The sequence below is a fragment of the Streptomyces sp. NPDC053069 genome (assembly GCF_044546895.1).
Lineage (GTDB): Bacteria > Actinomycetota > Actinomycetes > Streptomycetales > Streptomycetaceae > Streptomyces.
The window spans coordinates 67696-93607 of record NZ_JBITZN010000021.1; the positions used below are offsets into that span (position 1 = coordinate 67696).

General features: G+C 71.4%; 25 protein-coding genes. 10 read left to right on the forward strand and 15 right to left on the reverse strand.

The features are described 5' to 3' along the window. Nucleotides 1-418: 418 nt before the first annotated feature. Nucleotides 419-889 (reverse strand): ArsI/CadI family heavy metal resistance metalloenzyme, encoded by a 471-nt coding sequence (locus ACIGXP_RS36030; protein ID WP_399775659.1) that lies wholly within the window; start codon nt 887-889, stop codon nt 419-421. A 78-nt stretch (nt 890-967) separates the two neighbouring features. Between ACIGXP_RS36030 and ACIGXP_RS36035 the strand changes: the two genes are divergently transcribed. The 5 genes from ACIGXP_RS36035 to ACIGXP_RS36055 all read left to right on the forward strand — a co-directional run bounded on the left by ACIGXP_RS36035 (nt 968) and on the right by ACIGXP_RS36055 (nt 3820). Next, the gene (locus tag ACIGXP_RS36035; protein ID WP_399775661.1) at nt 968-1348 is read left to right on the forward strand and encodes an ArsR/SmtB family transcription factor; all 381 of its coding nucleotides are present in this window, start codon (nt 968-970) and stop codon (nt 1346-1348) included. Then, a complete protein-coding gene (locus tag ACIGXP_RS36040) occupies nt 1345-2082 on the forward strand; it encodes an aquaporin (protein ID WP_399775663.1) in 738 nt (245 codons plus the stop codon). The genes ACIGXP_RS36035 and ACIGXP_RS36040 overlap by 4 nt, the downstream gene beginning before the upstream one ends. Before the next feature lie 29 nt (nt 2083-2111). Beyond that, a complete protein-coding gene (locus tag ACIGXP_RS36045) occupies nt 2112-2522 on the forward strand; it encodes an arsenate reductase ArsC (RefSeq protein WP_399775665.1) in 411 nt (136 codons plus the stop codon). A 188-nt stretch (nt 2523-2710) separates the two neighbouring features. After that, nucleotides 2711-3292, forward strand: a complete 582-nt coding sequence (locus tag ACIGXP_RS36050) for a hypothetical protein (protein ID WP_399775667.1) — start codon at nt 2711-2713, stop codon at nt 3290-3292. A gap of 69 nt (nt 3293-3361) precedes the next feature. Then, nucleotides 3362-3820 (forward strand): GNAT family N-acetyltransferase, encoded by a 459-nt coding sequence (locus tag ACIGXP_RS36055; protein WP_399775669.1) that lies wholly within the window; start codon nt 3362-3364, stop codon nt 3818-3820. Between the two features lie 14 nt (nt 3821-3834). On the opposite strand, the gene ACIGXP_RS36060 is transcribed toward ACIGXP_RS36055, so the two are convergent. From ACIGXP_RS36060 to ACIGXP_RS36070, 3 genes are all read right to left on the reverse strand, one after another. Next, nucleotides 3835-3969 (reverse strand): hypothetical protein, encoded by a 135-nt coding sequence (locus ACIGXP_RS36060; RefSeq protein WP_363215018.1) that lies wholly within the window; start codon nt 3967-3969, stop codon nt 3835-3837. 213 nt (nt 3970-4182) lie between these two features. Continuing rightward, nucleotides 4183-4683: a DUF402 domain-containing protein gene (locus tag ACIGXP_RS36065; protein WP_399775671.1), complete on the reverse strand. Its 501-nt coding sequence runs from the start codon at nt 4681-4683 to the stop codon at nt 4183-4185. Further along, nucleotides 4664-5593, reverse strand: a complete 930-nt coding sequence (locus ACIGXP_RS36070; RefSeq protein ID WP_399775674.1) for a GNAT family N-acetyltransferase — start codon at nt 5591-5593, stop codon at nt 4664-4666. Before ACIGXP_RS36070 ends, ACIGXP_RS36065 begins: the two co-directional genes overlap by 20 nt. Nucleotides 5594-5664: 71 nt before the next feature. Here ACIGXP_RS36070 and ACIGXP_RS36075 point away from each other — a divergent pair, with 71 nt between their 5' ends. Continuing rightward, a complete protein-coding gene (locus ACIGXP_RS36075; RefSeq protein ID WP_399775676.1) occupies nt 5665-6036 on the forward strand; it encodes a GntR family transcriptional regulator in 372 nt (123 codons plus the stop codon). 15 nt (nt 6037-6051) lie between these two features. On the opposite strand, the gene ACIGXP_RS36080 is transcribed toward ACIGXP_RS36075, so the two are convergent. Both ACIGXP_RS36080 and ACIGXP_RS36085 read right to left on the reverse strand, forming a co-directional pair. After that, nucleotides 6052-6822 carry a DUF72 domain-containing protein gene (locus ACIGXP_RS36080; protein WP_399775678.1) on the reverse strand — a complete coding sequence of 257 codons (771 nt, stop codon included), beginning with the start codon at nt 6820-6822 and terminating at the stop codon, nt 6052-6054. A 15-nt stretch (nt 6823-6837) separates the two neighbouring features. After that, nucleotides 6838-7932, reverse strand: coding sequence for a DUF5925 domain-containing protein (locus ACIGXP_RS36085; RefSeq protein WP_363215013.1), 1095 nt, complete (start codon nt 7930-7932; stop codon nt 6838-6840). Nucleotides 7933-8082: 150 nt separating this feature from the next. Between ACIGXP_RS36085 and ACIGXP_RS36090 the strand changes: the two genes are divergently transcribed. Next, nucleotides 8083-9501, forward strand: a complete 1419-nt coding sequence (locus tag ACIGXP_RS36090; protein WP_399775680.1) for a xylan 1,4-beta-xylosidase — start codon at nt 8083-8085, stop codon at nt 9499-9501. A 15-nt stretch (nt 9502-9516) separates the two neighbouring features. Here ACIGXP_RS36090 and ACIGXP_RS36095 read toward each other — a convergent pair whose 3' ends face one another. The 5 genes from ACIGXP_RS36095 to ACIGXP_RS36115 all read right to left on the reverse strand — a co-directional run bounded on the left by ACIGXP_RS36095 (nt 9517) and on the right by ACIGXP_RS36115 (nt 16823). Continuing rightward, the gene (locus tag ACIGXP_RS36095) at nt 9517-13380 is read right to left on the reverse strand and encodes a lipopolysaccharide biosynthesis protein (RefSeq protein WP_399775682.1); all 3864 of its coding nucleotides are present in this window, start codon (nt 13378-13380) and stop codon (nt 9517-9519) included. Then, nucleotides 13373-14173, reverse strand: coding sequence for a polysaccharide deacetylase family protein (locus ACIGXP_RS36100; RefSeq protein ID WP_399775684.1), 801 nt, complete (start codon nt 14171-14173; stop codon nt 13373-13375). The genes ACIGXP_RS36095 and ACIGXP_RS36100 overlap by 8 nt, the downstream gene beginning before the upstream one ends. Next, entirely contained in the window at nt 14166-15170 is a 1005-nt protein-coding gene (locus tag ACIGXP_RS36105; RefSeq protein ID WP_363215009.1) for a glycosyltransferase family 2 protein, read from the reverse strand. The genes ACIGXP_RS36100 and ACIGXP_RS36105 overlap by 8 nt, the downstream gene beginning before the upstream one ends. Next, nucleotides 15167-15988, reverse strand: a complete 822-nt coding sequence (locus ACIGXP_RS36110) for a glycosyltransferase family 2 protein (RefSeq protein WP_363215008.1) — start codon at nt 15986-15988, stop codon at nt 15167-15169. The genes ACIGXP_RS36105 and ACIGXP_RS36110 overlap by 4 nt, the downstream gene beginning before the upstream one ends. A gap of 379 nt (nt 15989-16367) precedes the next feature. Beyond that, nucleotides 16368-16823, reverse strand: coding sequence for a hypothetical protein (locus ACIGXP_RS36115; RefSeq protein WP_399775686.1), 456 nt, complete (start codon nt 16821-16823; stop codon nt 16368-16370). A 252-nt stretch (nt 16824-17075) separates the two neighbouring features. Here ACIGXP_RS36115 and ACIGXP_RS36120 point away from each other — a divergent pair, with 252 nt between their 5' ends. Next, on the forward strand, nt 17076-17882 hold the full coding sequence (locus ACIGXP_RS36120; RefSeq protein ID WP_399775688.1) for an SGNH/GDSL hydrolase family protein: 807 nt from the start codon (nt 17076-17078) through the stop codon (nt 17880-17882). A gap of 17 nt (nt 17883-17899) precedes the next feature. On the opposite strand, the gene ACIGXP_RS36125 is transcribed toward ACIGXP_RS36120, so the two are convergent. From ACIGXP_RS36125 to ACIGXP_RS36140, 4 genes are all read right to left on the reverse strand, one after another. Next, nucleotides 17900-19525, reverse strand: a complete 1626-nt coding sequence (locus ACIGXP_RS36125; RefSeq protein WP_399775691.1) for a serine/threonine-protein kinase — start codon at nt 19523-19525, stop codon at nt 17900-17902. A 39-nt stretch (nt 19526-19564) separates the two neighbouring features. Then, complete coding sequence (locus ACIGXP_RS36130) at nt 19565-21097, reverse strand: sulfite exporter TauE/SafE family protein (protein WP_399775797.1); 1533 nt, start codon at nt 21095-21097, stop codon at nt 19565-19567. Between the two features lie 14 nt (nt 21098-21111). Next, nucleotides 21112-22629 (reverse strand): hypothetical protein, encoded by a 1518-nt coding sequence (locus tag ACIGXP_RS36135; protein WP_399775693.1) that lies wholly within the window; start codon nt 22627-22629, stop codon nt 21112-21114. Between the two features lie 97 nt (nt 22630-22726). Beyond that, nucleotides 22727-24271, reverse strand: coding sequence for a DUF4331 domain-containing protein (locus tag ACIGXP_RS36140; protein WP_399775695.1), 1545 nt, complete (start codon nt 24269-24271; stop codon nt 22727-22729). 210 nt (nt 24272-24481) lie between these two features. Here ACIGXP_RS36140 and ACIGXP_RS36145 point away from each other — a divergent pair, with 210 nt between their 5' ends. Both ACIGXP_RS36145 and ACIGXP_RS36150 read left to right on the forward strand, forming a co-directional pair. Next, nucleotides 24482-25024 (forward strand): sigma-70 family RNA polymerase sigma factor, encoded by a 543-nt coding sequence (locus ACIGXP_RS36145; RefSeq protein ID WP_363215002.1) that lies wholly within the window; start codon nt 24482-24484, stop codon nt 25022-25024. After that, nucleotides 25021-25839: an anti-sigma factor domain-containing protein gene (locus ACIGXP_RS36150; RefSeq protein ID WP_399775697.1), complete on the forward strand. Its 819-nt coding sequence runs from the start codon at nt 25021-25023 to the stop codon at nt 25837-25839. Before ACIGXP_RS36145 ends, ACIGXP_RS36150 begins: the two co-directional genes overlap by 4 nt. The last annotated feature ends 73 nt before the right edge of the window (nt 25840-25912 follow it).

Below are 25912 nucleotides of genomic sequence, written 5' to 3' on the forward strand. Positions count from 1 at the left end.
GACCTGCGACGTAAGCATGTGGCCGCCTGGTGGGCGGATCCGTTGATTTCCCAGTGTTGCCCGTGGTTCCCCGCAGCGTCTGGCACGCATCTGAAACGGGGGCCATCGACACTCGGTGGACATAACCAGCCCCAGCAGGCAACTGGCGCATGGGCCGTGGCCCCTGAAGGTCGGCGGGCGCGGGCGGACCGGCTCGGCGGCCCTGACTGCAACCTCCGGGGTTGTAAGGCACACTACGGCGCGGGCTATCCGGCGACATCGTCAAGAGAGATCGAGCTGCAAGGGGTCGACTACTGGCGGCTCTTTGCTACAGCCTCCGCCAACCGCTGGGCCGAACCCGCCTGAACGGTGGTGTCCGTCGCTGAATGAGACGGAAACTGAGACGGACGGGCCCGGGCTGACCAGGCCGTTCGGCTCACTAGCCGCAGGCGCATCCGGCCGCTGCCGGGCTCTCCTCGGTGGCCTGGCTGGTGCAGCAGCCGTCGCCGGTGGCGTTGGGGTCGGCGCTCTTGCCGAGGGTGTCGGCGTCGGCCTTCACGACGTAGACCTCCCAGGGCTCCTTGCCGGGGCCGTGGACCCAGACCTTGTCCTGGAGGGCGTAGCAGCAGGAGGTGTCGTTCTCCTCGAAGGTGGCCAGGCCGGCGTCCTTGAGCCGGGTGGTGGCGGCGTTGACCTGGTCGGTGGACTCGACCTCGACGCCGAGGTGGTCCAGGCGGGTTTCCTCGCCGGGCTCGCCCTCGATGAGTACGAGCTTGAGCGGGGGCTCGGTGATGGCGAAGTTGGCGTAGCCCTCGCGCTGCTTGGCGGGTTCGGTGCCGAACAGCTTCGAGTAGAAGGTGATCGACGCTTCCAGGTCACTGACGCGCAGGGCGAGCTGGGCACGGGACATGGCAGGACTCCCTCGGCTTGCATTGATGTCTGTCGATGCAAGCTTGTGACTTGAATCGAAGGATGTCAATATAGAGGCATGTCGAAGCAAGAGCTTGCGGTGCTCGGTCAGAGCGAGGAGAACAGCGCGTGCTGTCCCGGGCTGGTGGCCGCACCGTTGGACGAGGGTCAGGCGGCGGATCTGGCGAAGCTGTTCAAGGCGCTGGGCGACCCGGTTCGGCTGCGCCTGCTGTCGTTGATCGCCTCGCGGTCGGGCGGTGAGGTCTGTGTCTGTGACCTGACCCCGGCCTTCGACCTGTCGCAGCCGACGATCTCGCATCACCTCAAGCTGCTGCGGCAGGCCGGTCTGATCGACTGTGAGCGGCGTGGCACCTGGGTCTACTACTGGGTGTTGCCCGCCACCCTCGACCGGCTCGCCGCCTTCCTGAAGACGTCGCAGACGGCCGGGGCGACCGCGTGACCGCCCCGCTGGGCCGCCGGGCCCTTGCCGAAGCTGTTGGGTCGGCCGCCCTGGTCGCGGTGGTCGTCGGCTCCGGAATCCAGGCCACCGAGCTGTCCCATGACGTCGGCGTGCAACTGCTGGCTAACTCGCTGGCCACCGTCTTCGGCCTGGGCGTGCTCATAGCCTTGCTCGGGCCGGTTTCCGGTGCGCACTTCAATCCGGTCGTCACCCTCGCGGCATGGTTCACCGGCCGCCGCAGCGAGGACGGGCTGACCGCGCGGGACGTCGCTGCCTATCTCCCGGCCCAGATCGCGGGAGCCGTCGCCGGTGCCGTCCTGGCCGACGCCATGTTCGGCAAGCCGCTCGTGCAGTGGTCCAGCCACGACCGTTCCGCCGGTCACCTGTGGCTGGGGGAGGTGGTCGCCACCGCCGGACTCATCCTGCTGATCTTTGGACTGACCCGCACGCAGCGAGCCCACTTCGGCCCCGTGGCCGTGGCGTCCTACATCGGCGCCGCCTACTGGTTCACGTCCTCCACCTCGTTCGCCAACCCGGCTGTGACCATCGGCCGCGCCTTCACCGACACCTTCGCCGGCATCGCCCCCGCCTCGCTCGGCCCCTTCATCGCCGCCCAGCTGACCGGCGCCGCGTTCGGCCTCGGGCTGGTCTTCGCGGTCTTCGGCCGTCCGGCGCCCACACCCGGCACCGCACCGCTTCAGGGCGAACCCGAAATCGCCGCACCGGCACTGTGACCAGCCCGCTTCTGAGAAAGACATCCGCCATGAACACCCCTGCTGAGCGTCCTTCCGTGCTGTTCGTCTGCGTTCACAACGCCGGGCGCTCCCAGATGGCCGCAGCGTTCCTCACTCACCTTGGCGGCGACCGCGTCCAGGTGCGTTCCGCGGGGTCCGCCCCTGCCGACACGGTCAACCCGGCTGTCGTCGAAGCGATGGCGGAGGCGGGCATCGACATCTCGGCCGAGGTGCCCAAGGTCCTCACCGTCGAAGCCGTCCAGGCCTCCGACGTGGTCATCACGATGGGCTGCGGCGACACCTGCCCGGTCTTCCCGGGCAAGCGTTACCTCGACTGGGAGCTCCCGGACCCGGCCGGCCAGGGCGTCGACGCCGTGCGCCCCATCCGCGACGAGATCGAGAAGCGAATTCGTGGGCTGCTTGACGAGATCGCCCGGTGAGCCAGGCACGACTACCAGGGGTGGTTGAGTTCTCAGGGCGAGTCGGACGCCGGGGCGCTGTCCACTCCCTGAAGATGGCGGACTACCGCCGACCACCTCTTGTAGGACTCACTTTCCGGGCTTGACTTGAAATCACTGTTAGGTGAGCCTTACCTAAACCTCGCCTGTGATTGTCCTAGGAGTCGTCTGTGTCCGTGCTGCCCTCGGAGTCTCTCGCTTCCCTCAAGGCGGCGCCCACCCGACGGTTGGGGCTGTACGACACATGGTGGACGGTCGGAGCGGCCGCGCTCGCCGCCTGTCTGGGCCTCTCGGCCTGTGCATGGATATCCCTGCACCTCCGAGTGGACGCCGCTCTCCACACCGTGGCGCTCTTTGCCCACCTGGCCTCGCTCGTGCTCGGCTTCGGGGCTGTCCTGGTGGCCGACTACTACGCGCTCCTGTATCTGACGGGCCGGTGCACTCTGCGCGATGCCCTGAACAGCACGACCCACCTCCACGTCCCCGTCTGGACCGGCCTCGTCGGTCTCGTGGCCAGCGGCGTGATGCTCCACCCCGACCTCGGCTTCGCGTCGACCCGCATCAAGTTGGGGCTGGTGCTCGCCCTCACCCTCAACGGCCTCCAGGCCGGGCTCCTGAACAGACGCATGCTGCAACAGGGCAGTGCCGCGCTCGGCCCGCGCCTCCTCGCCTGGGGGACCGCGACGGCTCTGGTGTCTCAGGCCTGCTGGTGGGGCGCCGTGGTCATCGGATTCCGCAACAGTCAGCACTGAGGTCGGTCAGTCTGTTGACCTGCCGTCGAGGGACTACTCGGACTGCGCTCGGGTAGGTAGCCTGCGTCCATGATCCACAAGGACCCGCAGCACGTCCGGCCCGCCGTCGCCGACGAGGTGCCGGCCGTCAAGGCGGTGACGGACGCGGCCTACCACCACTACATCGAGCGCATCGGTGTGGTGCCGCAGCCCATGGAGGCGGACCACGCGGCGAACGTGGCCGGCGGCAAGGTGTTCGTCACCGGGGAGCCCGTGGTCGGGCTGGTGGTGGTCGAGGCGTTCGCCGGCCATCTCTTCCTGGACAGCATCGCCGTCCACCCCGACGCCCACGGCACGGGCGTCGGGCGGCGGCTGCTTCACTTCGTCGACGCACACGCGCGTGAGCTGGGGCTCGATGAGATCAGGCTCTACACGAACGCGTTGATGTGGGAGAACCAGAAGATCTATCCGAAGTACGGATACGACGTCGTGGAACGCCGCGTGGACGGGCCCTACGACCGGATCCACTACCGCAAGCGGCTGGACTGACGGCTCCGGCGGGGTCAGCCGTCGGGCCACCAGGTGCGGGCGATGTCCTTGCGCACCTCGGGACGCCCCGCGGGGCGCTCCTCCGCCTCTTCGCGGATCCGGCGGCTGTCCGTCTTCTTCGGGGGCTTGTGCACGGTTGCGCGGCGCATGGCTGCCTCCTTGCGCGCCTACCGGGTTTCGCGTTGTCACGCAGGTAGACGCTTTCGGGGAGCGTTCCTCATCGGAGCCGGGTTGTCAGTGGCGGGTGTCACTCCCGGCGCATGACGAATGAGACGAGGCGCACCTGTCGCTTCTCGCGGCCGAACGGGGACACCCTGTGAGGGGCGTCCCCGTGCTGCACCGGGCCGGTGTCGCCGAGGGTGTCAGGACAGCAGTTCCGCGAAGCCGCCGGTGCGGGCCAGCGTCTCCAGTTCCCCGAGGGCGGCCACGGCGGCCGACGCGGCTTCCGGGTCCCTCTGCGCGAGCCCGCTCTCGGCGAACTCGTCCTCGTCCAGGCGCCGTACGTCCGTGCCGTCGGCGGAGCGCCACAGGTCCAGGTCGAGGTCCTCCACGACCAGGTCACCGCCGTCGCGGATCGCCGGACGCGTGATGTCGCAGTACCAGCCCTTCAGGGTGCCGTCGGCGGCGCGGACCTCCTTCACCGAGTACCAGCGGTCGCGCCAGTAGTACTCGGTGAAGAGGTCGCCCGGCTCGAAGCGGACGAAGCCGAAGTCGCGGATCCCGGAGCCCGCCCAGGGCGCGCGTACCGCGATCCGGGTGCCGTCGTCCTGGAGCAGCTCGGCCGGATAACGGATCTTCGTCCGGCCGGCCTTGACCAGGACCACCTCCAACCCAGCCGCTGTGTCAGTCGAGTTCACGGACATGGCGCACCTCCGTCGCGCAGATTTCATAGCCGAGCCACTTGTTGATCGCGATCATCGGTGCGTTCCCGGCGTCGTTGCCCGTGAACGCCTCGGTGACGCCGGCCGCACGGGCCCGGTACAGGGAGTGGATCTTGGCGAGCTTGGCCAGTCCGCGTCCCCGGTGGGCGCGAGCTGTGCCGGTCATCGCCGTGGTGTACCTTGTGCCGCCGTCGGTGTAGGCCACGCTGAAGGCGACAGGACGGCCCGCGACACACGCGGCCACCGTCAGGTCGCGGTCCAGCAGCGGATGCTTCCAGTGCTGCTCGATCCAGGCCTCGTAGTCGCGGAACGCGCAGTCGACGTCACCCGGTTCGTCCAGCAGGGTCTCCGCGTCCAGCTCGAACAGCGGGCGTGGGTCGTCCGCGAAGTCCGCGGCCGTACGCAGCTCGACGCCCGGCGGGGTCTTTGGGAGGGGCGGGAGGGCGGAGCCCGCCAGATCGAGGCGCAGGAAGTGCGCGGACCGGCTGCTGCGATAGCCGTGCCGTTCGGCGAAGGCGCGGTTGGCCGGTTCGTCCAGGACCCAGCTGAGCAGCCGGGTCGCGCCCTGGGCGGTGAGGTACTGCTCGGCCGCCCGCAGCAGGAGCCGGCCGGCGCCGCGACCGGTCCGGTCGGGTCGGACGTAGATGTTCAGCAGGCCCTGGCCCGGCTCGGTGCTGTCGTGGGCCAGGTGCACCTGAGCCGTGCCGATGATCTCGCCGTCCTCCTCCGCGATCAGCGGACGGTAGCGGGCCTCGTGCGGCATGTGCAGGGCGTCGTGGCGGATCGAGTCCGAGGTGAACAGGATGTACGGAAGGGCGAGCCGGCGGACGCGGGCGAAGCCCTCGGTATCGGCCGGTACATCGGGGCGCAGGTCGCGCACGATCACTGCCATGGGCAGGCACGATAGGCGGAGGCGGACCGGGGATGCCTCTCATTTTCCGGCGCGTACGGGACAATCACCGTGTGAGCCTGAAGATCCGCATCGATGACAGCGCGCCCCCGTACGAGCAGGTGCGCGCGCAGATTTCCGAGCAGGCACGGTCAGGGGCGCTGCCGGTGGGGTACCGGCTGCCGACCGTGCGCGGGCTGGCCGAGTCCCTGGGCCTCGCCGTGAACACCGTGGCCAAGGCCTATCGGGCGCTGGAGAACGACGGGGTGATCGAGACGCGCGGGCGCAACGGCACCTTTGTGGCTGCCGCCGGCTCGGCCGCGGAACGTGAGGCATCCCTGGCTGCTCAGGCGTACGTGGAACGTGTGCGGAGGCTGGGGCTGGGGGAGCCGGAGGCGTTGGCCGCCGTGCGGGATGCCCTGCGCGCGGCTTACGGGGAGGGCTGAGGAGGGCGTGGCGCGCTACCGGCGTGACATCGGCTCCGGTGTTCTGGTCACCGTCAGCCCCGCCCGTCCCGCCGCCTTTCCGAACACCACCGCATCCCGCACCGCGGCCCCACCCGGATCGTTGTTGAAGTACGCGTACACGTCCTCCCCCTCCGACCACGTCGTCGCGATGCGGTCCACCCAGGTTTCCAGGGAGCGGCGGCCGTAGCGGGGCCAGGGCCGGGCCCGGCCCTGGTGGAAGCGGACGTAGCCCCAGTCGGTGGTGCGCCACAGCGGGGTGACCGGGCGGGCCAGGACGTCCGCCCAGCACAGGGCCGCGCCCCGGGCCGACAGCACCTCGCGCACCTCCGGTGTCCACCAGGAGTCGTGACGGGGTTCCACCGCGACCCTCGTACCGGGCGGGAAGCAGGCCAGGCAGGTGTCCAGGAGGGAAGGGTCCACGCGCAGGGTGGGCGGCAGCTGGAGGAGGACCGGGCCCAGACGGTCGCCGAGGCCCGCCGCGTGGCTCATCAGGCGGTGGACCGGTTCCTCGGGCTCCTTCAGGCGCTTGATGTGCGTGAGGTAGCGGCTGGCCTTGACCGCCACCACGAAGTCCGCGGGGACGCGGTCGCGCCAGGCGGTGAAGGTGTCGTACGACGGCAGTCGGTAGAACGCGTTGTTGATCTCCACCGTGGCGAACAGCCGCGTGTACTCCTCCAGCCACAGCCGCGCGGGGACCCCGGCCGGATAGACGAGGTCCCGCCAGTCCTTGTACTGCCACCCGGAGGTGCCGACGAACAAGGTCACAGCACCATCAAAGCACTACAGGTACAGGCCCGCGTCCGCGCCGTCCCGCGCCCCCGGCACCGAAGTCGGGGAGGAGCCCCGGCGCAGCGCGTACAGCTCGGCGAGCGTCGCCCCCTCCCGGCCGACGCCCTCATCGGTGCCCAGCCAGTTCACCGCCTCCCGGCGGGTCAGCCGGCCCACCTCGATACGGGCCAGGCAGCGGCCCGGGCGGACCACGGCCGGGTGCAGGCGCTCCAGGTCCTCGTTGGTGGTGACGCCGACCAGGACGTTGCGGCCCTGGCCGAGCAGGCCGTCGGTGAGGTTCAGCAGCCGCGACAGGGCCTGGCCGGCCGTGTGCTTGGCCTCACCGCGGATCAGCTCGTCGCAGTCCTCCAGGAGGAGCAGGCGCCAGCGGCCCTTGCCCGCCGAGTCCTCCTCGCCGATCGCGATGTCCATCAGATAGCCGACGTCCGAGAAGAGCCGCTCCGGGTCCAGGACACAGTCCACCTGGCACCAGTCGCGCCAGGAGCGGGCCAGCGTGCGCAGGGCGGAGGTCTTGCCGGTGCCGGGCGGGCCGTGCAGCAGCAGCAGCCGGCCCGCGATGTCCTCCGGGGTCGTCTTCATCAGGCGGTCCATCGCGTCCGCCACCGGCGCCGTGTAGTTGGGCCGCACCTCGTCCCAGGTGCCCGCCGAGATCTGCCGGGTGGTGCGGTGCGGGCCGCGCCTGGGGGAGACGTACCAGAAGCCCATCGTCACGTTCTCGGGCTGGGGTTCCGGCTCGTCGGCGGCGCCGTCCGTGGCCTGGTCGAGGATCCTCTTGGCCAGTTCGGCGCTGGTCGCGGTGACCGTGACGTCCGCGCCGCGGTTCCAGCGGGAGACCAGCAGGGTCCAGCCCTCGCCCTCGGCGAGGGTGGCGCTGCGGTCGTCGTCGCGGGCGACCCGCAGCACTCGGGCGCCGTCCGGCAGCAGCGTCGCGCCGGAGCGGACGCGGTCGATGTTCGCCGCGTGCGAGTACGGCTGCTCGCCCGTCGCGAAGCGGCCGAGGAACAGCGCGTCGACGACGTCGGACGGCGAGTCGGAGTCGTCGACGTGGAGCCGGATCGGCAGAGCGTCGTGTGGGTTCGCAGACATGGGGCCATGATCCGGCACGAATGTGCTGTGCGCACGGCATTTCGCGTCGGCGGAAGCGTTGTTCGCCGGCTGCCGGCCGTCCTGGGAGAGATTTCACGCTCTTTCCAAGACCTGCCCGCGCCCTCGGTTCCGCCGTTACTGTTGTCCCCGATGGCACGTCATGGGTGGGAATCGGATACTCGGCGGTGGCGGCTCACCGCCCTGCTCGGTGTGGGCGCGGCCGTACTGGCCCTGGCGGTGACCCTGTTCGGCACGCTGTCCGGCGGGGCCAGTACGGCGGGCACCACACGCGACGGCGACAAGGTGCACGGCACCCCCGCCACGACCGCAGCGAAACCCGAGCCGTATGTCGGCTGGGGCTTCACCCACACCCAGTACAGCGCCGACGAGGGTGCCACGGCCGCCACCGCGCGCGTGCGGCAACTGCTCGGACAGAACGGCGGACTGGCGCAGAACCAGCACATCATGGGCTGGGGCGCCGACAACCCCGAACCGGTCGAGGGGCACTACGACTTCGGCGCGCTGGACCGCCGTATCGACTTCATGCGGGCCTCCGGCGGCACCCCGGTGATCACCCTGTGCTGCTCCCCGGACTGGATGAAGGGCGGCAAGGCCGGGGTCGACAGGACGGACTGGAGCCAGGCCGCCCTGGAGACCGCCCCCACCCCCGACCACTACCAGGACTTCGCCGACCTCGCCGCCACCGTCGCCCGGCGCTATCCGGACGTGAAGCACTTCATCGTCTGGAACGAGTTCAAGGGATTCTGGAACGACGCCGGGTCCCGCTGGGACTACGAGGGATACACCAGGATGTACAACCTGGTGTACAAGGCGCTGAAGAAGGTCGACAAGGACATCATGGTCGGCGGGCCCTACCTGGTGATGGACAGCGTCGACCCCCGCGACAAGGACGCCTCCACCGCGCTGAAGGGGCCCTGGGGCGCCATGGACCAGCGGGTGCTGGACGCCTTCTCGTACTGGAACGCACACAAGGCGGGCGCCGACTTCACCGTGGTCGACGGCTCCAGCTACACCCGCGACGACGAGCTCAGGCCCGACGAGTTCGCGGCCACCGACAAGCTCACGGCGGTCGGCGCGTGGGTGCGGCGGCAGACCCGCGACCTGCCGCTGTGGTGGGCCGAGTACTACGTGGAGCCCGGCGACGGCAACGACGACCGCAAGGGCTGGTCCGAGCCGCACAGGGTCGCCGTCCAGGCCACCGGGATGATCGCCATGGTCAAGGGCGGCGCCGGCTCCGGCTTCTACTGGAACCCGGAGGACAGGACGGGCACCGGCTGCGCGGGCTGTCTGTGGACCCCCACCGACGGCGCCGGCGGGGGCAGGGCCCTGCCCATGTACGGCCTGGTGTCCCGGTTCGCCAAGGCGTTCCCGCCGGGGACGCGGTACGAGAACGTGCCCGTGGCCGCGGACGACGTGCCCAACGTCCGTGTCCTGGCCAGCGCCAGGACCGTCCTCGTGGTCAACACCCGCAACCGGACGATCAGCGCGCAGGTGGACGGCAAGCGGTTCGACATGGGCCCGTACGACGTGAAGTGGCTCGACCGCTGAACGGCCGAGCCGTCCTCACTTCATGGTCAGGAACCGCTGCACCAGCGAGGCCAGCACCACCGCCAGCAGCGGCAGCGCGAACCAGAACGTGCCCTGCAGCAGCCGCAGCTGACGTACGCCCGGCCGGACCGCGACCCGTACGACCTCCCGCGCGGCCAGCAGCAGGATCAGGACGACGGCGGACAGCGCGCCGACCACCGACCACGGGGTCCACGTCACCTGCGGCCCGATCGGGCCGGGGTGCGGCTTCGGCACCGCGCCCGTCGGCTGCCTGCGCAGCGCGAACACCGTGACGTCGTCGTTGACCAGGACCTTCGTCAGCTCCTGCCGGTCGTCCAGATTCTCGATCAACCGGGACTCCCAGGTCGCGGAGTAGCCCGCGTCCAGCTGCAGATAGGTCACCTGACTGCGGTTGATCATCAGATACGAGTTCGGGCCGGCCCCCTTGAGCGCCTTGACCAGGCCCGACACCAGCACCGGGTCGGTCGGCGCGAGCGTCGGCACATAGTTCACCCGCTCCATGTCCCGCGCGCCCCACGGCATCGCCGGAGTCACGTCGTTGACCGTGTCCTGGGTCAGCCACAGCAGCCGTACGGTCGGCTTGTCATGGGCGTACACCCAGTTCATGGCCGCCACCTCGCCGGGCCGGACGCGCTCGAACGGCTCGTTGCCCCAGCGGGCCACCAGGAAGCCGCCCATCAGCAGCAGCCCGGCCAGCAGCGCGGCCGGCGGGGCGAGGCTGATCCGGTCCTTCTCGCGCTCCTTCGCGGTGGCGCCGGTGCGCGGGAAGAGCGCCAGGGCGCCGAGCAGCGCCGCGCCCGGTACCGCGAACATGAAGACGCGCAGCGCCATCTCTCCGCCGTACGACTGCATGCCGAAGCCGAGGAACGGCACGAAGGTCAGCACCAGCAGGGAGCGTTCGCGGTAGCGGTGGAAACGGCGGCGCCACCAGCCCCAGCAGGCGAACGCCATCACCGATCCGGCCAGCAGGACCCGCGTGTACAGCACCAGCTTGTGGGTCGAACTGCCGCCCTGGATCCGGCCGGAGACGGAGGTCGAGACATTGCTGCCCACCCCGCCGACGCCGCCGAACAGGTCGTTGAAGTGCCCCGACCAGTACGGCTCGGCCATGAAGCCGACCCAGACCGCGACCAGCACCGCGAACAGCAGCGGCAGGCCGCGCAGTTCGGACCGGCCGAGCAGGACGAGGGCCGCGAGCACACCGAGCATGACGAACGGGGTCAGCTGGTGCGCGGGGACGCTCGCCGCGTACAGACCGATGAGCACCAGGAGCAGGACCGCCCGCCCGCGCCGGTCCACCGGCTCCACCTCCGCCTCGCCCGGGCGGAACCTCGTCCAGATCACGCGCGGCGGGCGGAACCAGACCAGCAGGATCGCCACGAACATCAGGTACAGCAGGTAGGTGAAGCCCTGCGGCGAGAAGTAGTCTTGCCCGACCCAGCCGCACAGCACGAACAGCCAGATGCCGGTCCACTTCGCCCGCCAGCTCGCCCGCAGCGACCGGGTCAGCAGGAACATCGGGGCCAGATAGGCGAGCTGGATCGCGGTCGGCCACCAGCGGATGACCTCGGTGAAGTCGGTGACCCCGCAGACCCGGCCGACGAACGCGGCCACCGCGAAGAAGCCCGGCCAGCTCCAGCGGGCGTCCAGGTCCGGTACGGCGGACCCGGTGCGGTCGATGTAGTCGATGAACCCCAGGTGCTGCCAGGCCGTCGGGAACCGCGGCTCGGCCTCGATCACGGCGGGCAGCGCGTGCAGCGACACCACGGTCGCCACCAGCGTGACCAGCAGCAGCGCCCGGTGCTCGCGGCGCAGCCAGAGCAGCGCGGCGAAGACGGTGATCAGCAGGGCCGCTCCGACGAGGGTCGGCGGCGGCAGCACCGAGATCAGCCCGAGGCCGCCCATCCGGTCCAGATCGGCCTCGCCGAGCCGCAGCGCGGGCACCCAGTACAGCAGCAGCGCGGCGATCAGCAGACAGCCGAGGACGACACCGGAGCGGGTGGGCAGCAGCAGCCGCAGCAGCGGCACCGGTACCGGGGGCTCTTCGGGCACGGGTTCCTCGGCGACGGTCTCGTCCGGTACGGCGGTGTCGGAGGCGGACCGGACGGGCTTGTCGAAGGAGGCTTCCCGTTCCTCCTGCGTGAACGGCGCGTCCACCTCCGCCGCCTCCGCCTCCCGCAGCAGTTCGGCCTCGGCCGGGCCCAACGACGCCTCGCTGCCGGGCTGTCTCTCCTCCACCGGAAGCCCCACCGGAAGCCCCACCGGAAGCCCCACCGGAGGCCCGAGCGGAGGCCCCGCCGCGGGCACCGGTGTACCCGCGGGCGGTGTGCCGGGCCCCGGGCGGACGTCCGGCCGGCGTTCCACATGGTCGAAGTCGACGTGGATGCCGAAGGCGAGGGTGTCGGAGTCCAGCGCCCAGGCCGGGGACTGCCGGCGAGCCGGCGAGGAGGCCGGGACATCGGGGGTGCCCAGGTCGGCGAGATCCCCGTCGGGCGCCACCGTGTCGGGCACGGCGGCGGGCGCGGTCCGGATCGTCCTCCAGAGCTTCGGCGCGGCGATCGCCGCGATCACCGCGAGGCTGGCGGCTTCGGCGACGCCCGCGCCGGTCAGCCCCATCCGGGGCAGGAGCAGCAGGGTCAGGCCCAGCACCAGTACGCACAACAGGCCCTGCAGCCAGGCGAGTCCGGCGGTACGGCTGCGCGCGCGCAGCACCGCGAAGTACGTCTCGATGACGACCCGCAGCACCGAGCCGACCGCGAGCCAGCGCAGCAGCGGGGTCGCCGCGCCCGCGTAGCCCTCGCCGAACACGCCGAGGATCCAGGGCGCCCCGATGATCCACAGGGCCGCGATCGGCAGCATGATCCGGGCCATCCGCTTCAGCGCGGCACGCGTGTTGGAGGCCAGCCGCCCCGGGTCGTGCGAGCCCTCGACGGTGAGGGACGCGCCCATGTTGATGGCGAGCAGGTCCGTCGTACCGCCGATGGTGGTGGCGATGTAGAAGTAGGCGTTCTCCGCGGAGCTGACCTGCGCTGCGACGATCACCGGCACCAGGTAGACCACGGCGAGCGAGAACAGCGAGCCGGTGTAGTCCCCGGCCAGGAACCGTCCGACCTGCTTGAACGTCGGCGGCTCGGTGCGGCCTTCGGTCGCCTTGACGTGCCGGGGCACCAGCCGCCGGAACACCAGCCAGCCCAGCGGCACCACCGAAGTGGCGATCGCGGCCACCCAGGAGACGAAGACACCGGTGGTCGGAAGGGCGACGGCGAACGCGACGAGCAGGGCCAGCTTCACCGCCGAGAACACCGTGTTGCCCACCGGCACCCAGGTCGCGCTGCGCAGCCCGGTCAGCACGCCGTCCTGCAGGGTGAGCACGTTCCAGGCGGCGACCGCCACGAGGAAACCCAGGCCCTTGACGGAACCGTGCAGGAATCCGTACGACGGTCCCCAGGCGTCCAGGGTCAGCAGGAACACCCCGGCGGCGACCGCCACCAGCAGGGAACTGCCGGCGTAGGTGAGGGAGATGAGCCGTCCGGTGCGTCTGCCGGCCACGGGGATGAAGCGGGCCAGGGCGCCGGTCAGGGTGACCGCGGTCAGTCCGGCGAGGAACTTCATCGCGGCGATGGCGGCCGAGCCCTGTCCGACCGCGTCCTCGGAGTAGTAGCGGGCCGCGGCCAGCCAGAAGCCGAGGCCGAGGACGGCGGAGATGCCGGTGTTGAGCATCAGCGCGTAGGCGTTGCGGAACAGCGGGCTGCCGCCGGCGGACCGGCCCGTCCCGGGCAGCCGCAGACGGCGCCCGGACTTCCCGGACGTCTCTGCGGCGGTCGTCGCGGCCTCGGTCGTGGTGGTCGTGTCAGACACGGGAACGGATGGCCTTCCGGCGGACCTGGCGGGCTCTGCGGACGAGGGCGTACCCCTTGGTGAGGGCGCGGTCCCCGGCGAAGGTGCGGGTGACGGCACGGCCGTGCAGCAGCCGCTCGAACTCCTCCACGCCGGTGCCGCGCCGGACGGTGACCCGCTGGAGCGCGTACGGCCCCTGGCGGCGGCGGGCGAGGGCGTTGCCCACGGCGAGCGCCTGGGCGTACCCGCCCGCGCGCACGGCCTCGCGGACCCTGCGGTCGGAGTAACCGTAGGGGTAGGCGAAGGACACCGGCCGGATGCCGAGTTCGTCCGTGACGATCTCGGTGCAGCGGTCCAGTTCCGTGCGCAGCGTTTCCGCGTCGAGCTGGTCGAGTTGCGGGTGCGTGTGGCTGTGCCCGCCGATCTCGACGCCGGCGTCCGCGAGTTCACGCACCTGCGGCCAGTCGAGCATGGTGTCCAGGCCGCCTCCGGTGTCGTGGGCGCCCCTGATCCAGCCGGTGGACACGAACAGCGTGGCCGGGAAGCCGTGCTTGGCGAGGACGGGCAGCGCGTGCCGGTGCACGCCCTCGTAGCCGTCGTCGAAGGTGATCAGCACCGGCCGCGCGGGCAGCGGGCGGCCGGAGCGCCAGCGGGCCGCGAGGTGGGCGGTGGTGACCGGGGTCAGGCCCAGGTCGCCGATGAGCGCCATCTGCTCGGCGAACGCCTCGGGCGCGACCGACAGGGCGCGGGTGGCGTCGTTGGGGGCGATGGCGACGGAGTGGTACATGAGGATCGGCACAGGCGTGTCACTCATCGGTGCCTCCCGAGGCCGGCGCCGCCGGGATCGGTACCACCGAGAACCTCGTGTCGCCCCGCCGTGCCCGCAGGGTGCCCACCGCATAGCCGCCGGCGGCGCTCAGCACGCCCGCGACGATCGCGCCCGCGCGTCCGGCGCCGCCGGGCCGGGCCAGCAGGGCGTCCCGCAGGCCACGGGCGACCCCGGCGGGCAGTACCCGGGTGGTGTACCGGCGTTCGGACTCCAGGCCCTTGTCCGCGCCCACGCTCTTCGCCACCAGCGCCTTCGACAGTCCCTCGGCATAGGTGCGGGTGCGGAAGTAGGCGAAGTGCTCGCGGGGTGCGGGCACCCGGTGGTGGATCACCGCCCGGTCGTCGATGAGCAGGACGGCGTCGGGGCGGGCGCGGGTGAGGCGGATGCACAGCTCCGTCTCCTCGCAGCCCAGCGGACGGCGGTCGCCGTCGCGGCCGATGCCGGTGGCGAAACCGCCCGCCGCCTCGAATGCCGTGCGCCGGAAGGAAGCGTTTCCGCCCAGGACGTTGCGGACCTGGACCCGGCCCGGTGGCAGCCCCTGGTAGGTGCAGCCGACCACCCAGTCGAACTCCCGCGGGAACCAGGCCGGCCGCCGGCCCGACGCCCAGATGGGCTCCGTACGACCGCCGACCGCCATCACGCGCGGGTCGGCGTACCCCTCGGCGAAGCGGCGCAGCCAGTCCCGTTCGGCCACGGCGTCGTCGTCGAGGAAGGCGATGACCTCGCCGTGGGAGGCGGCGATGCCGGTGTTGCGGCCGGCGGACAGGCCGCGCGGGCCCGCGTTGGGCAGGACCCGGACGCCCTCGGTGTCCTTGTACTCGCGCTCCAGCCGGTCCTTGAGGGCCGGGTTGTGGTCCACGACCAGGAGCGTCTCCAGCGCCGGGTACGACTGCGCGCGCACCGAGGAGACCGCCGCGAGGATGTCCTCCCAGCGGTCCTCGGTGTACACACAGATCACGACGGAGATGCCGGGATCTCTCACGACACCTCTCCCCCGACCGTGTCGAGCAGCGGCGAGTGGCGTTCCTGGCGGCGCAGCTCGCGCCGGTTGGAGCGCTCCTTGAGGATGACCTTCAGCACCCGGAAACCGTCGCGCACGGCCCGCAGGTTGCTGGTGCCGTGGATGCGGAGGTATTCGTGGCTCGGGATCTCCTGGACCTTCAGGCCGGCCTTGACCACTCTGATGTTCATCAGCGTCTCGACCTCGAAGCCGGTGCAGTCGAGGTCGATCTTGTCGAGGCAGTGCCGCCAGAACGCGTTGTAGCCGTAGCACAGGTCGGTGTAGCGGGCGCCGAACTTGCGGTTGACGACGGTGCACAGTGCCCAGTTGCCGAGTTTGCGGATGAAGGTCATGTCGTCGGTGCCGCCGCCGTTGGCGAACCGCGAGCCCTTGGCGAAGTCGGCGCCGGAGACCAGTGCGGAGACGTAACTGACGATCTCGCCGCCGTCTGCGGAGCCGTCCGCGTCGACCATCACGATGATGTCGCCGCTGCACGCCTCGAACCCGGTGATCAGCGCATCCCCCTTGCCCTTGCCGCGCTGTCCGACGACCTTGACGTCCGGCCACAGGGAACGGGCCACGTCGACGGTGTCGTCCGTGGAATTGCCGTCCACGAGAACGACTTCGTGTATCCAGTCCGGGAGCGTCTTGAAGACGTAGGGGAGATTCTCCGCCTCGTTCATGGCGGGGATCACCACGCTCACCGGCGGGGTTATCGCCAGGTGAGAGGAGATGGGCCGGTAGTGGGCCGCGATGAAAGGATCTTGGCCCGAACTCGGCGGGCGCAGGACGGAACTCATGAGTCTTTTCCCTCTCGTCCGGTGGACCGCCCGCCCCTGGGCGGCCCGGCTCTGTGTCCGGTTCGAAAGGGGGGTTCTCATCTTCGGCACGGGAAATCGATCTGAGAATTGATCTCCGTGCACGCCGATGAGCTGGCAAAGCTGGCCGGTCCGCCGGAGAAGAAAGGCAGCCGGTCGCGCGGCACGGCTCGGTCACAGTTGCGGTCACCGAGCACGGCACCCCCCTACCGCGCCCCGCGCCGGTGACGCCGCGGCCCTGAGCCCTCCCCTGGAGCCGTGTGCCGACGTGCCGGTGCGGGTGAGATGTACGACGGTATTGACGATTGAACCCGAAAGGCAAGCCCTGAAGGGCTCCCTCCCGATTTTGTTGGTTTGGCCGTTACACAACCTTGGCCGGTGTTGCTCGGACTTGTGTGCGTTTTCCGGAAATTCGTTCCCGCAGCAGGACCGCGAGCAGCAGGAGCCCGCTCAGTGCGGTCACGGCGAGCACCCCGCCGCGGACCGACCAGCGGTGAACCGCGAGCATGCCTTGGGCGACCAGCATGGTGACGACGACCGAGCCCGCAAGCGCGCAGAGCACCCGGCCGAACGGATCCAGCCCGCGCAGCGCCGCGGCGAGCGCCATGGCGGGCGCCGCGAGCAGGAAGAACAGGGCGCACGGGCCGCGCAGTACGGATGTGGCGTCGACGAGCGCGAGCAGCGCGCCGACCCCACCGATGGCGGTCGTGGCCCCCGCGAGCAGCGGTGACAGGGCCCTCCCCGGCCCGGTCCGCGCCGCCCCGGAGTCCTCGGGGTCGCCGTCTGGTGAAGGTGACTTGATGCCTAAGGTCTGCATTGGCGACTTTGCCCCCCGACGCGCCGGATGCCGGGCTTCACTGTGGCGCGCGCCGAGGGGGGTCGTCAAGAAGGCGATTGTCGAACCGTCACACAGTCATGACATGGGCATGGTATGGACAGGCAATAGATGAGCCGTGAATGTTTCTGGTTGATCCTGTTGAGGCCGGAATAGTCTTGGCATGGACACTTCCCGTCAACACGCGTAGTTGCTACGACAGTTGTGGCAGAGATCCTGCTAAAGGGAGGTTCCATGAGACGTTCCCGACTTACCGGATTGGTTACCTCACTCCTCCTCGCCGCCGGCCTCGGTCTCACCGGGGCCGCCTCGGCGCAGGCGTCCTCGACGGCCGTGTCCGGCGGCTATGTGGCCCTCGGCGACTCCTACGCCTCCGGAGTCGGCGCCGGCAGCTACATCAGCTCCAGCGGCGGCTGCGACCGCAGCACCAAGGCGTACCCCTACCTGTGGAACGCCGCCCACAGCCCGTCCTCGTTCGCCTTCAATGCCTGCTCGGGCGCCAAGACGGACGACGTACTCGCGAACCAGCTCGGCTCGCTGAACTCCGCCACCTCACTGGTCTCCCTCACCATCGGCGGCAACGACGCCGGGTTCTCCGACGTCATGACGACCTGTGTGATCCAGTCCGACAGCGCCTGCCTCGACCGGATCAACACCGCCAAGGCGTACGTCGACTCCACGCTCCCCGGCAAGCTGGACACCGTCTACAACGCGATCAGCACCAAGGCCCCGAACGCCCGGGTGGTCGTGCTCGGTTACCCCCGCTTCTACCTGCTCGGCCAGACCTGCCTCGGGCTCTCCGACACCAAGCGGTCCGCGATCAACGGCGCGGCCGACTACATCGACGCCGCAGTCCAGAAGCGAGCCCAGGCCCACGGCTTCGTCTTCGGCGACGTCCGTACCGCGTTCTCCAGCCACGAGATCTGCTCCGGCGACTCCTGGCTGCACAGCGTCAACTGGCTCGACATCGGCGAGTCGTACCACCCCACCGCGGCCGGCCAGTCCGGCGGCTATCTGCCGGTGCTCACGAACAACGCGTGACCGAAAGGGCTCACCCCTCAGGGTGAACTTTCCGGTGAGCCCGACGCCGAAGCGGAGGCCCCGCCCGACGGGGTCTCCGTCGCCGTAGCCGTCGTACAGGTCACCGAGAACGGGACGGCGTTCGACGTGGTCTGCACGGGAGCGCGCACCTTCACACCGACCTGGTCCGCGGTCGTGCCCGCGCCGGAGTACACCGTCAGGGTCACCCGCACCTGCCGGCTCTTCCCGCCGCCGTCCGCGAACGACAGCGTCCGCCACCCGGGATCCGACACCGACCCGCGCGTCGTCACCCACCGGTACTCCACCTGCGCGGGCACCCGTCCCACCGTGAACGTCGCCGTGAACGAGGGCGTCTGCCCGGCCGGCGGCGGACAGCTCCCGGAGTACGCCGTGTGCGCGCCGGTCACGGTGACGCGCACGGACTGCGCCGGCGGGGTGCTCGACGACGTGCTGCCGCTCGGGGCCGGCGACGCCCTGGTGTGCGAGTCGGTGCTGCTGTGTGCGGTCGGCGCGTGCGCGCTGCTGCTCGCCCGCGCGCCGCTCTCCTTCCCGTGACCGTCGCCGTTGTCGCGGTTCAGCAGTGCGTACGTCAGTCCCGCCAGCGCGAGCACGACCGCGAGGACCCCCGCCACCAGCACCGGACCGGTCCGCCGGGAGCGGACCGGCTCCCCGGACGTCGTGCTGGCCGGCAGGGGCGTCGGCGGAGCGGGGGAGGGCTCGGCGGACGGCTCCTCGTACCGGTCCGCGGCCGTCGGCGCGGTGAACGGCGGCACCGGCATCGGGGCCCTCCAGGGCGTTCCTCCCCCGGAGGGGGCACCCCCAGCCGCGACGAGCCGCAGCTCGTCCTCCGCTCGCTCGGCGGCCGTGCGCTCGGCGGGGTCCTTGCGCAGCAGCCCCTCGATGACTGCGGCGAGCGGCCCGGCCCTGCGCGGCTGCGGCAAGTCGTCCTCCACCACGGCACGCAGGGTGCTCAGCGGGGTGTCGTACCGGAATGGCGAGACACCCTCCACGGCCGCGTACAGCAGCACTCCCAGCGACCACAGATCCGACTCCGGTCCCGGCGTGCGCCCCAGGGCCCGCTCGGGGGCGAGGAATTCGGGCGAGCCGATCACCTCGCCGGTCATGGTCAGCGCGGAGCTGCCCTCGACCGACGCGATCCCGAAGTCGGTCAGCACCACCCGGCCGTCGTTGGCGAGCAGCACGTTGGCCGGTTTCACGTCCCGGTGCAGCACCCCGGCGGCGTGCGCGGCGCGCAGCGCGGCCAGTACCTCCGCGCCGATGTGCGCGGCCCGCTGCGGCGACAGCGGGCCCTCAGCCTCCAGCTGGTCGGCGAGCGACAGCCCGCGCACCAGCTCCATCACGATCCACGGCCGGCCGGCCTCCAGCGCCACGTCGTACACCGTGACCACATTGCGGTGGGCGACCCGTGCCGCCGCCCATGCCTCGCGCTCCAGGCGTGCGTACATCCGCTCCACGTCGGAGGCCGGCAGCCCGGCCGGGGCCCGCACCTCCTTGACGGCCACCTCGCGGTGCAGCACCTCGTCCCGGGCGCGCCACACCGTGCCCATGCCGCCCTCGCCCAGCGGGGACAGCAGACGGTAGCGGCCCGCGATCACACGGTCGCGGCCCGGCTCTTCGGACACGGGCGCCCCCCAAGTCGCGTGATGTGTCACCAAAGTAGCTCAGCCGAGTGCGGATGCGGCCCCCCTGACCACCAATCCCGCGCCCAGGGCCAGGACGACCAGCGCGGACGCGAGCGGCACGGACCGGCGCACCAGGGTGGCCAGCGGATGGGCGGTCCAGCGCGGGCGCCGCTCCAGCACCCGGGTCATCCCCGAGCCCAGCCGGACCACGGCGAACCCGGCGGCCGTGAGTGTCAGCGCGAGCCCGGCACCGTAGGCCACCACGAGCAGCAGCCCGAACCAGGCCTTCCCGAGCGCGGCGGCGCCGACGAGGACGACCACGGCGGACGGACTGGGCACCAGCCCACCGGCGAAGCCGAGCAGGATCGTGCCCCGGAGGGTGGGGGCGGTGGGGTGGGAGTGGGTATGGCCACCGTGCGTGTGGGTGTGCACCCCGTGGGCGTGTTCCCCATGGGTGTGCTCACCATGGTGAGAGTGGTGATGGTGGTGGTCGGAACCATGGTGGGCGTGCACATGCCCATGGTCGGAACCGTGGTGTGCGTGCGCATGCGCGGGGGCCCGGTTGCGCCACGCCCGCCGTACGAGGTTGGCGCCGGCCGCCAGTACCAGGGCGCCGCTCGCCAGACCCAGCCAGGCGATCACCGAGGGGGTGGCGGCCGAGCCGGCCGTGACGAGCAGGCCCAGGGCGACCACGCCGAGGGTGTGGGTCACCGTGACCGAGGCGGCCAGCGGCAGCACGTCACGCGGGCGGGCCCGGCCACCGCGCGCCGCCGCCGTCGCGGCCATCAGGGTCTTTCCATGGCCGGGCGCGAGCGCGTGCATCGCGCCGAGGACGACCGCGACGAGCAGCGCGAGCGCGGCGAAACCGACGGTGAGGTCGTGCCGGGCCACGAGGTCGTCCAGCGCGCGGGTCCAGCGGTCGGCGCCCCGTGGCAGGACGGCGGCGCCCGGCGCCTGCTGCCGCTCCTCGGCGAGCGCCGGGCCGCCGGGGCGCAGCCGCACGGAGGCGGCGGTGGTGTCGGCCGGGGAGGACAGCAGGTCCTTCGGATACGTGGTCAGTTCGTGTGAGACAGATGTCTTCGGAACGTCCGTCGCGGTGAGCGTCATGCGGTCGCCGCGCGCGGTGATCTCCCGCCAGCCGGGGCCGGACCAGTTCGTCGCGCTGCGGAAGCCGAGGGCGACCGAACCGGTCCGGGGAAGCGACGCGGTCCAACGGCACTCGACGCGCAGCGTGTTCAGACCGGCCTGCCCGGGGCGCAGGCCGGCCCTGCTGTCCCGCACCGTGAGGGGGACCCGGTGCCCGCCCGCCGTCACCTCGCTGCCCCGAGCGGCCTGCGCGCAGCGCTGCCGGGCCCACTGCGTCATGCCCAGCCGCTCGATGTCCGGCTTGGCCTGCGTCGCCGGGATCTCGGCGAGATCCTCCACATGGTCCACGCGCAGCTGCCCGGGGGCGGCGACCAGACCGTCGTAGCGGTTGACGGTGAAGTTCCCGAGCGGGTGTGCGCTCGCCGGGGCGGCCGGCAGCAGCGCGAGTGCGCTCATGGCGAGGAGCAGGAAGGGGAGGCGCAACATCGGGGGACGCAGCTTCACTTCGCGGCCTCCAGCGCCTTGCGGGCCTCGGCCGCGCCGAGCGGGGAGAAACCGGGATTCAGGCGCAGGGCCGAGGTGAGGGAGGCGCGGCCGGCCGTGCGGTGTCCCGTGGCCAGTTCGATCATGCCGCGGTGGTACAGGAAGGCGGCGTTGCGGTACCCGGTGGCGGTGGCCCGGCGCGCGTACGGCAGGGCCTCGGCGTCGTGGCCGTTCACATGCAGCGCCCAGGCCAGGGCGTCCGCGGTGTGCACGGTGTGCCGGCGGGCCCACTCGGCGCGGGCCGCGCGCAGGGCGGCCGTCTTGTCGCCGTGGTCGGCGGCGGCCAGCGCGGTGTCGAGATCGGCGTTGACGCCGTTGGCGCGGGCCAGCGCGATCCAGGCGTCCACCAGGGCGTACTGCCGCCGCGCCCGGGCCCGGTCACCGGCGGCACCCCGCGCCTCGTACAGCTCGCCCAGTACGACGAGCGGTCCCGGCAGGGGATAGCGGGACACCACCGTCTCCATCCCCTTGATCGCCGCCGCACGGTCGCCGTCGGCCGCCTGCGCCCTTGCCCGGCCCTCCAGCGCGGGGAGATAGGTGTCATCGGCGGCGAGGGCACGGGCGTAGCAGGTGAGCGCGGTCTTGTAGTCGCCCTGGTTCCAGGCGAGCTGGCCGAGCTGGGCGGCCACGTACGCGACGTCGCCCGCCGACGTCGCTCCGGCCAGTGCCTGCCGGAGGACGCGGCGTGCCGTCGTCACATCGCCGCGCAGCTCGTGCACATACGCGTACCGCGTGAAGACCGGCACGCCCGGCTTGCGGGCGTCGGCCGTCCCGGCCGCCTTCGAGGCCTCGGCGTACCGGCCGAGTTCGACCAGGGCGTCGATACGGGAGGACAGCGCGCGTTCGCTGTACGGGTTCTGCCGCAGCGCCTCCTCCGCGTAGGCCAGGGCGTGCTTGAAGTCGTGCCGGGCGGCGGCGAGGGCCGCGCGGCCGGCCAGCGCCTGGTCGTTGTCCGGCGCGAGTGCGAGGGAGCGCTGCAGCGCCCGCTCCGCCTGCGGGTAGCGGGAGGGGTCGCCCTTGGTCCGCGCCTGCTCGACGTAGGCCAGGCCCAGGGTGGCCCAACTGCCGGAGTCCTTGGGCTGGGTGCGCAGATGACTTTGCAGCGCGGAGATGCTCGCGTCGAGGTCACCGCCGCCCAGGACACCGGGGTCCACAGCCGTGGAGGCGGCCGGCACGGTGGTGGGCGTCCCGTCCGCCCCCACGGCGATCGCCCCGCCGGTCAGCGCGATCGCCAACAGGGCGGCACAGCCGACGAGTTGCACGCCGCGCCAGCGCCGCCCGGCGGCCGCGAACCGCCGGAGGGCGACCACACGCCCGTCGGCGCCGGGGGCCGAGGACTCCTCGGAGCCGGGCCTGCCTCCTTCGGTGCCCGTCCCGGAGGCGGCGGAGGCTGCGGCGGGACGTGGCGCTGTCTTGCCCACCTCCGTGTTCACCTGCCGCTCGCCGGCCTCGTCGTCGTTCGTACGCGGAGACATGCCCTCTCCTCGGTCGCCTGCTGCTGGTCGGAACGGGAAGGCGCGGCCCGCGCTGGGGGGAGGGGGATACGGGCCGCGCCGGTCGGGGTGGGTGGGGTCAGTAGGGGCGCCGGATGCGCCGGCGCCACCACCCCACGGCGGTGCCGATCAGCAGGATTCCGGCCGCACCCGAGGCCGCCGAAGCGGCGATCAGCACCGTGTTGCCGGAACCGGAGCCGCCGGAGGACCCGGCGGGCTGGAGGGCGTCGCCCAGCTGGCTGCGCACGTCCGTGCCCGCGGTCGTCCCCTTGGCCAGCGGGCCGCGCGAACCGGAGGTGGGCTCGGCGACGTACGGGAAGTACTTCTCGAAGCCCTTGTCGTTCTTGTCCACCGCGTCACCCAAGTCGTTCTTCGAACCGACCAGTTCACCCTCGACGACCTGCAACGCCTCGTCGATCACATCGTCGGTGAGCCGCCGCCCGTTCGGGAAGCCCGCGTTGTCGCCGTCCAGGACACCCAGCCGCTTGGGATGCATGCTCGGCTTGATGGAGGTGTTCAGACGCAGCTCCTCCGCAGGGCGCACCTTGGGGGGCTGGTTGAGGCCCTTCACGCCCTTCAGGAACACGTCGACCAGGTCGTTGCGGGGCTCGGCCGGCGCCTTGATCTTGTAGATCGACTCGATCAGCTTCGGCAGCTCCGGGTTGGTGACGTTCTTCAGGAACTGGGCGTCGTACGCGGGCTCGGAGGCGTTGAACCTGTCCTTGTCCTTCTGTGGGTTGACCACCTCGTTGACCAGCGGGTTGCCGAGGCGCGAGACCTGGGTGTAGTAGCCCTGCGCGTTGCGGCGCTGGGTGGTGGACCAGATCCCGACGACCGGCTGCCCGGCGGACTCCCGGATCAGGTCGTTCGGCACCTGCAGGGCGATGGTGTTGACGTTGTAGCCCTTCAGGGTGTCCCGGCCGACCTCGCTGAGGTTGCCGCCGTACAGCAGGTCGAAGACGCGCAGATCCGCGAAGAACGGGTCGTCCGCCTGCCCGGCGAAGGTCGTGGTGCCGCCCGCCGCCTTGTAGATGGCCTGGTCGCGCAGCTTGCCGTAGTACGGCATGGAGGCCTTGCCGACGTTCGACGGCGCCACCGGCACATCGTCCGCGACCTTCGTCTTCGACACCGCGTGCCCGTGCTTGAGCCGGAGCAGCTCGATGTCGTACGTCTGCGTGATGTTGAGGTCGGGATCCGCCAGGTTGGTGACCGGCCCCGTGTTGTACAGGAACGTGTTCTTGTTCTTCGTGTGGGTCGTGAAGGTGTAGCGGAACACCAGGTCGTCCTGCGCGTCACCGTTGTTGTCGACGTGCAGGTCGTACTGGGCGTCGTCGGCGAACGTGTAGAAGTTCGGGCCGCCCGCCGGCTCCTCGAACGGGATCCAGTTGGCCACGATCGTCGTGGTGTCGGGCTTGTCCGGGCTGACGAACGCGTACAGGTCGGTGTTGTCGTACTGCGGGGTCCCCGAGATCAGCGGGGCCTCCCGGTGCGAGGAGGCGGAGGCCGCCCCGGGTGCCAGCGCGGCGGCGCCGGCGGCGGTGAGCCCTCCGGCGGCCAACGCACCGCAGATGAGCGTGACCAGCCCGGTGCGTCCCGTGCCGCTCCTGGAGAAGAGAGGTGTCATGCCGTCCGTCCTCAGTGCCGACTTGCCTTTGACGGAGGGGTATACGGAGCCGGAGCGCGGATCGGATGGGTCGGCCGGAGAAAATTTTTTGGGTCCTTCCCGACCCGCGTTTTCCGCCCGGCGATCCGTATCACCCGCCGGAGGTGTGCGTTCGTGCGGATGCGTGGAGTGCGCGGAAGGGCCGGCTGCGGCCACGGAGAGGGGACCCGCATGCAGGCCGACGAGTTGCTGGTGCTCGTCGCGGGCGGCGACCAGCGGGCGTTCGAGGACCTGTACGCACTGGTGTCCGGGCCGGTGTACGGACTCGTACGACGGGTGGTGCGCGACCCCGCCCAGTCCGAGGAGGTCGCCCAGGAGGTACTGCTGGAGACGTGGCGCTCGGCCGCCCGGTACGACCCCGGCCGGGGCAGCGCGCTGTCCTGGATCCTCACCCTCGCCCACCGCCGCGCCGTCGACCGGGTGCGCAGCGCCCGCGCGGCCGGCGAACGCGAGCAGCGGGAGGCCCTGCGCGCCGGGGAGCCGGCCTTCGACCAGGTCGCCGAGGAGGTCGAGGCCGGCATGGAGCGGGAGTGGGTGCGCCGTTGCCTGCGCCGGCTCACGGACCTGCAACGCCAGTCCGTGACCCTCGCCTACTACGACGGCTACACCTACCGTGAGGTGGCCGAGCGGCTCTCGCTGCCGCTCGGCACGGTCAAGACACGGATGCGCGACGGGCTCACCCGGCTCCGCCAGTGCCTGGGAGGCGCCGCATGAGCATCCTCGGCCGACTGCTGCGCCGCGAGGACCTGCACTCCCTCGCCGCGCCCTACGCGCTCGACGCCCTCGACGCGGGCGAGCGGCGCAGATTCGCGAAACACCTGCAGAGCTGCGACCGCTGTGCCGCCGAGGTGCAGGACCTCGCGGAGGACGCCGTACGGCTCGCCTGGTCCACAGCGGCTCCCGCGCCCGCCGGACTGCGCGAGCGGGTGCTGGCCGCCGTGCGCACCACCCCCCAGGAACAGGCGCAGGCGCCGGCCCGGGAGCGCACGCCCCAGCTGCCGCCGCACGTCTGGGGCACCCAGCCCCCGCCGGGGCGCACCCGTACGCCCCGCAGGCGCCCCCTGTTCGTGCCGCTCGCCACGGCGACCGCGGCGGCGGCCCTCGTCGTCGCCTCCCTCTTCGCGGTCCAGGCGCACCGCAGCCAGGACCGGCTGGACGCGGAGCGGTCCCGGGCGCGTGAGATCGCCCACGTTCTGGCCGCACCCGACGCCCGGACCACCACCAGCGAGGACGCTCAGGGCCGCGGTATCGGAGTGATCGCTTCCGCATCGGAGCGGGAAGCCGTCGTCACCCTCAGCGGATACGGCGCCCCGTCCGGCGGCCGCGTCCACCAGCTCTGGCTCGTGCGCCCCGGCGCAGGACCGCGCTCCCTGGGGCTCTTCGCGGGCGACACGCCCTTGGTCGCCAAGGGTCTCGACACGTCCTCGACGTCACTCGCTGTAACCGTCGAACCTGACGGAGGCTCAGCGCAACCCACAAGTCAGCCCCTTGTCCAACTCACCCTGAAATCGGTCGGATTCGGAGAGTAGTCAGCGAGGGATGGTCAACCGCCTTGCAGGGAAGGTGAATCCTGTGGCCGAGATACACGCGTGCCCCGCTGGG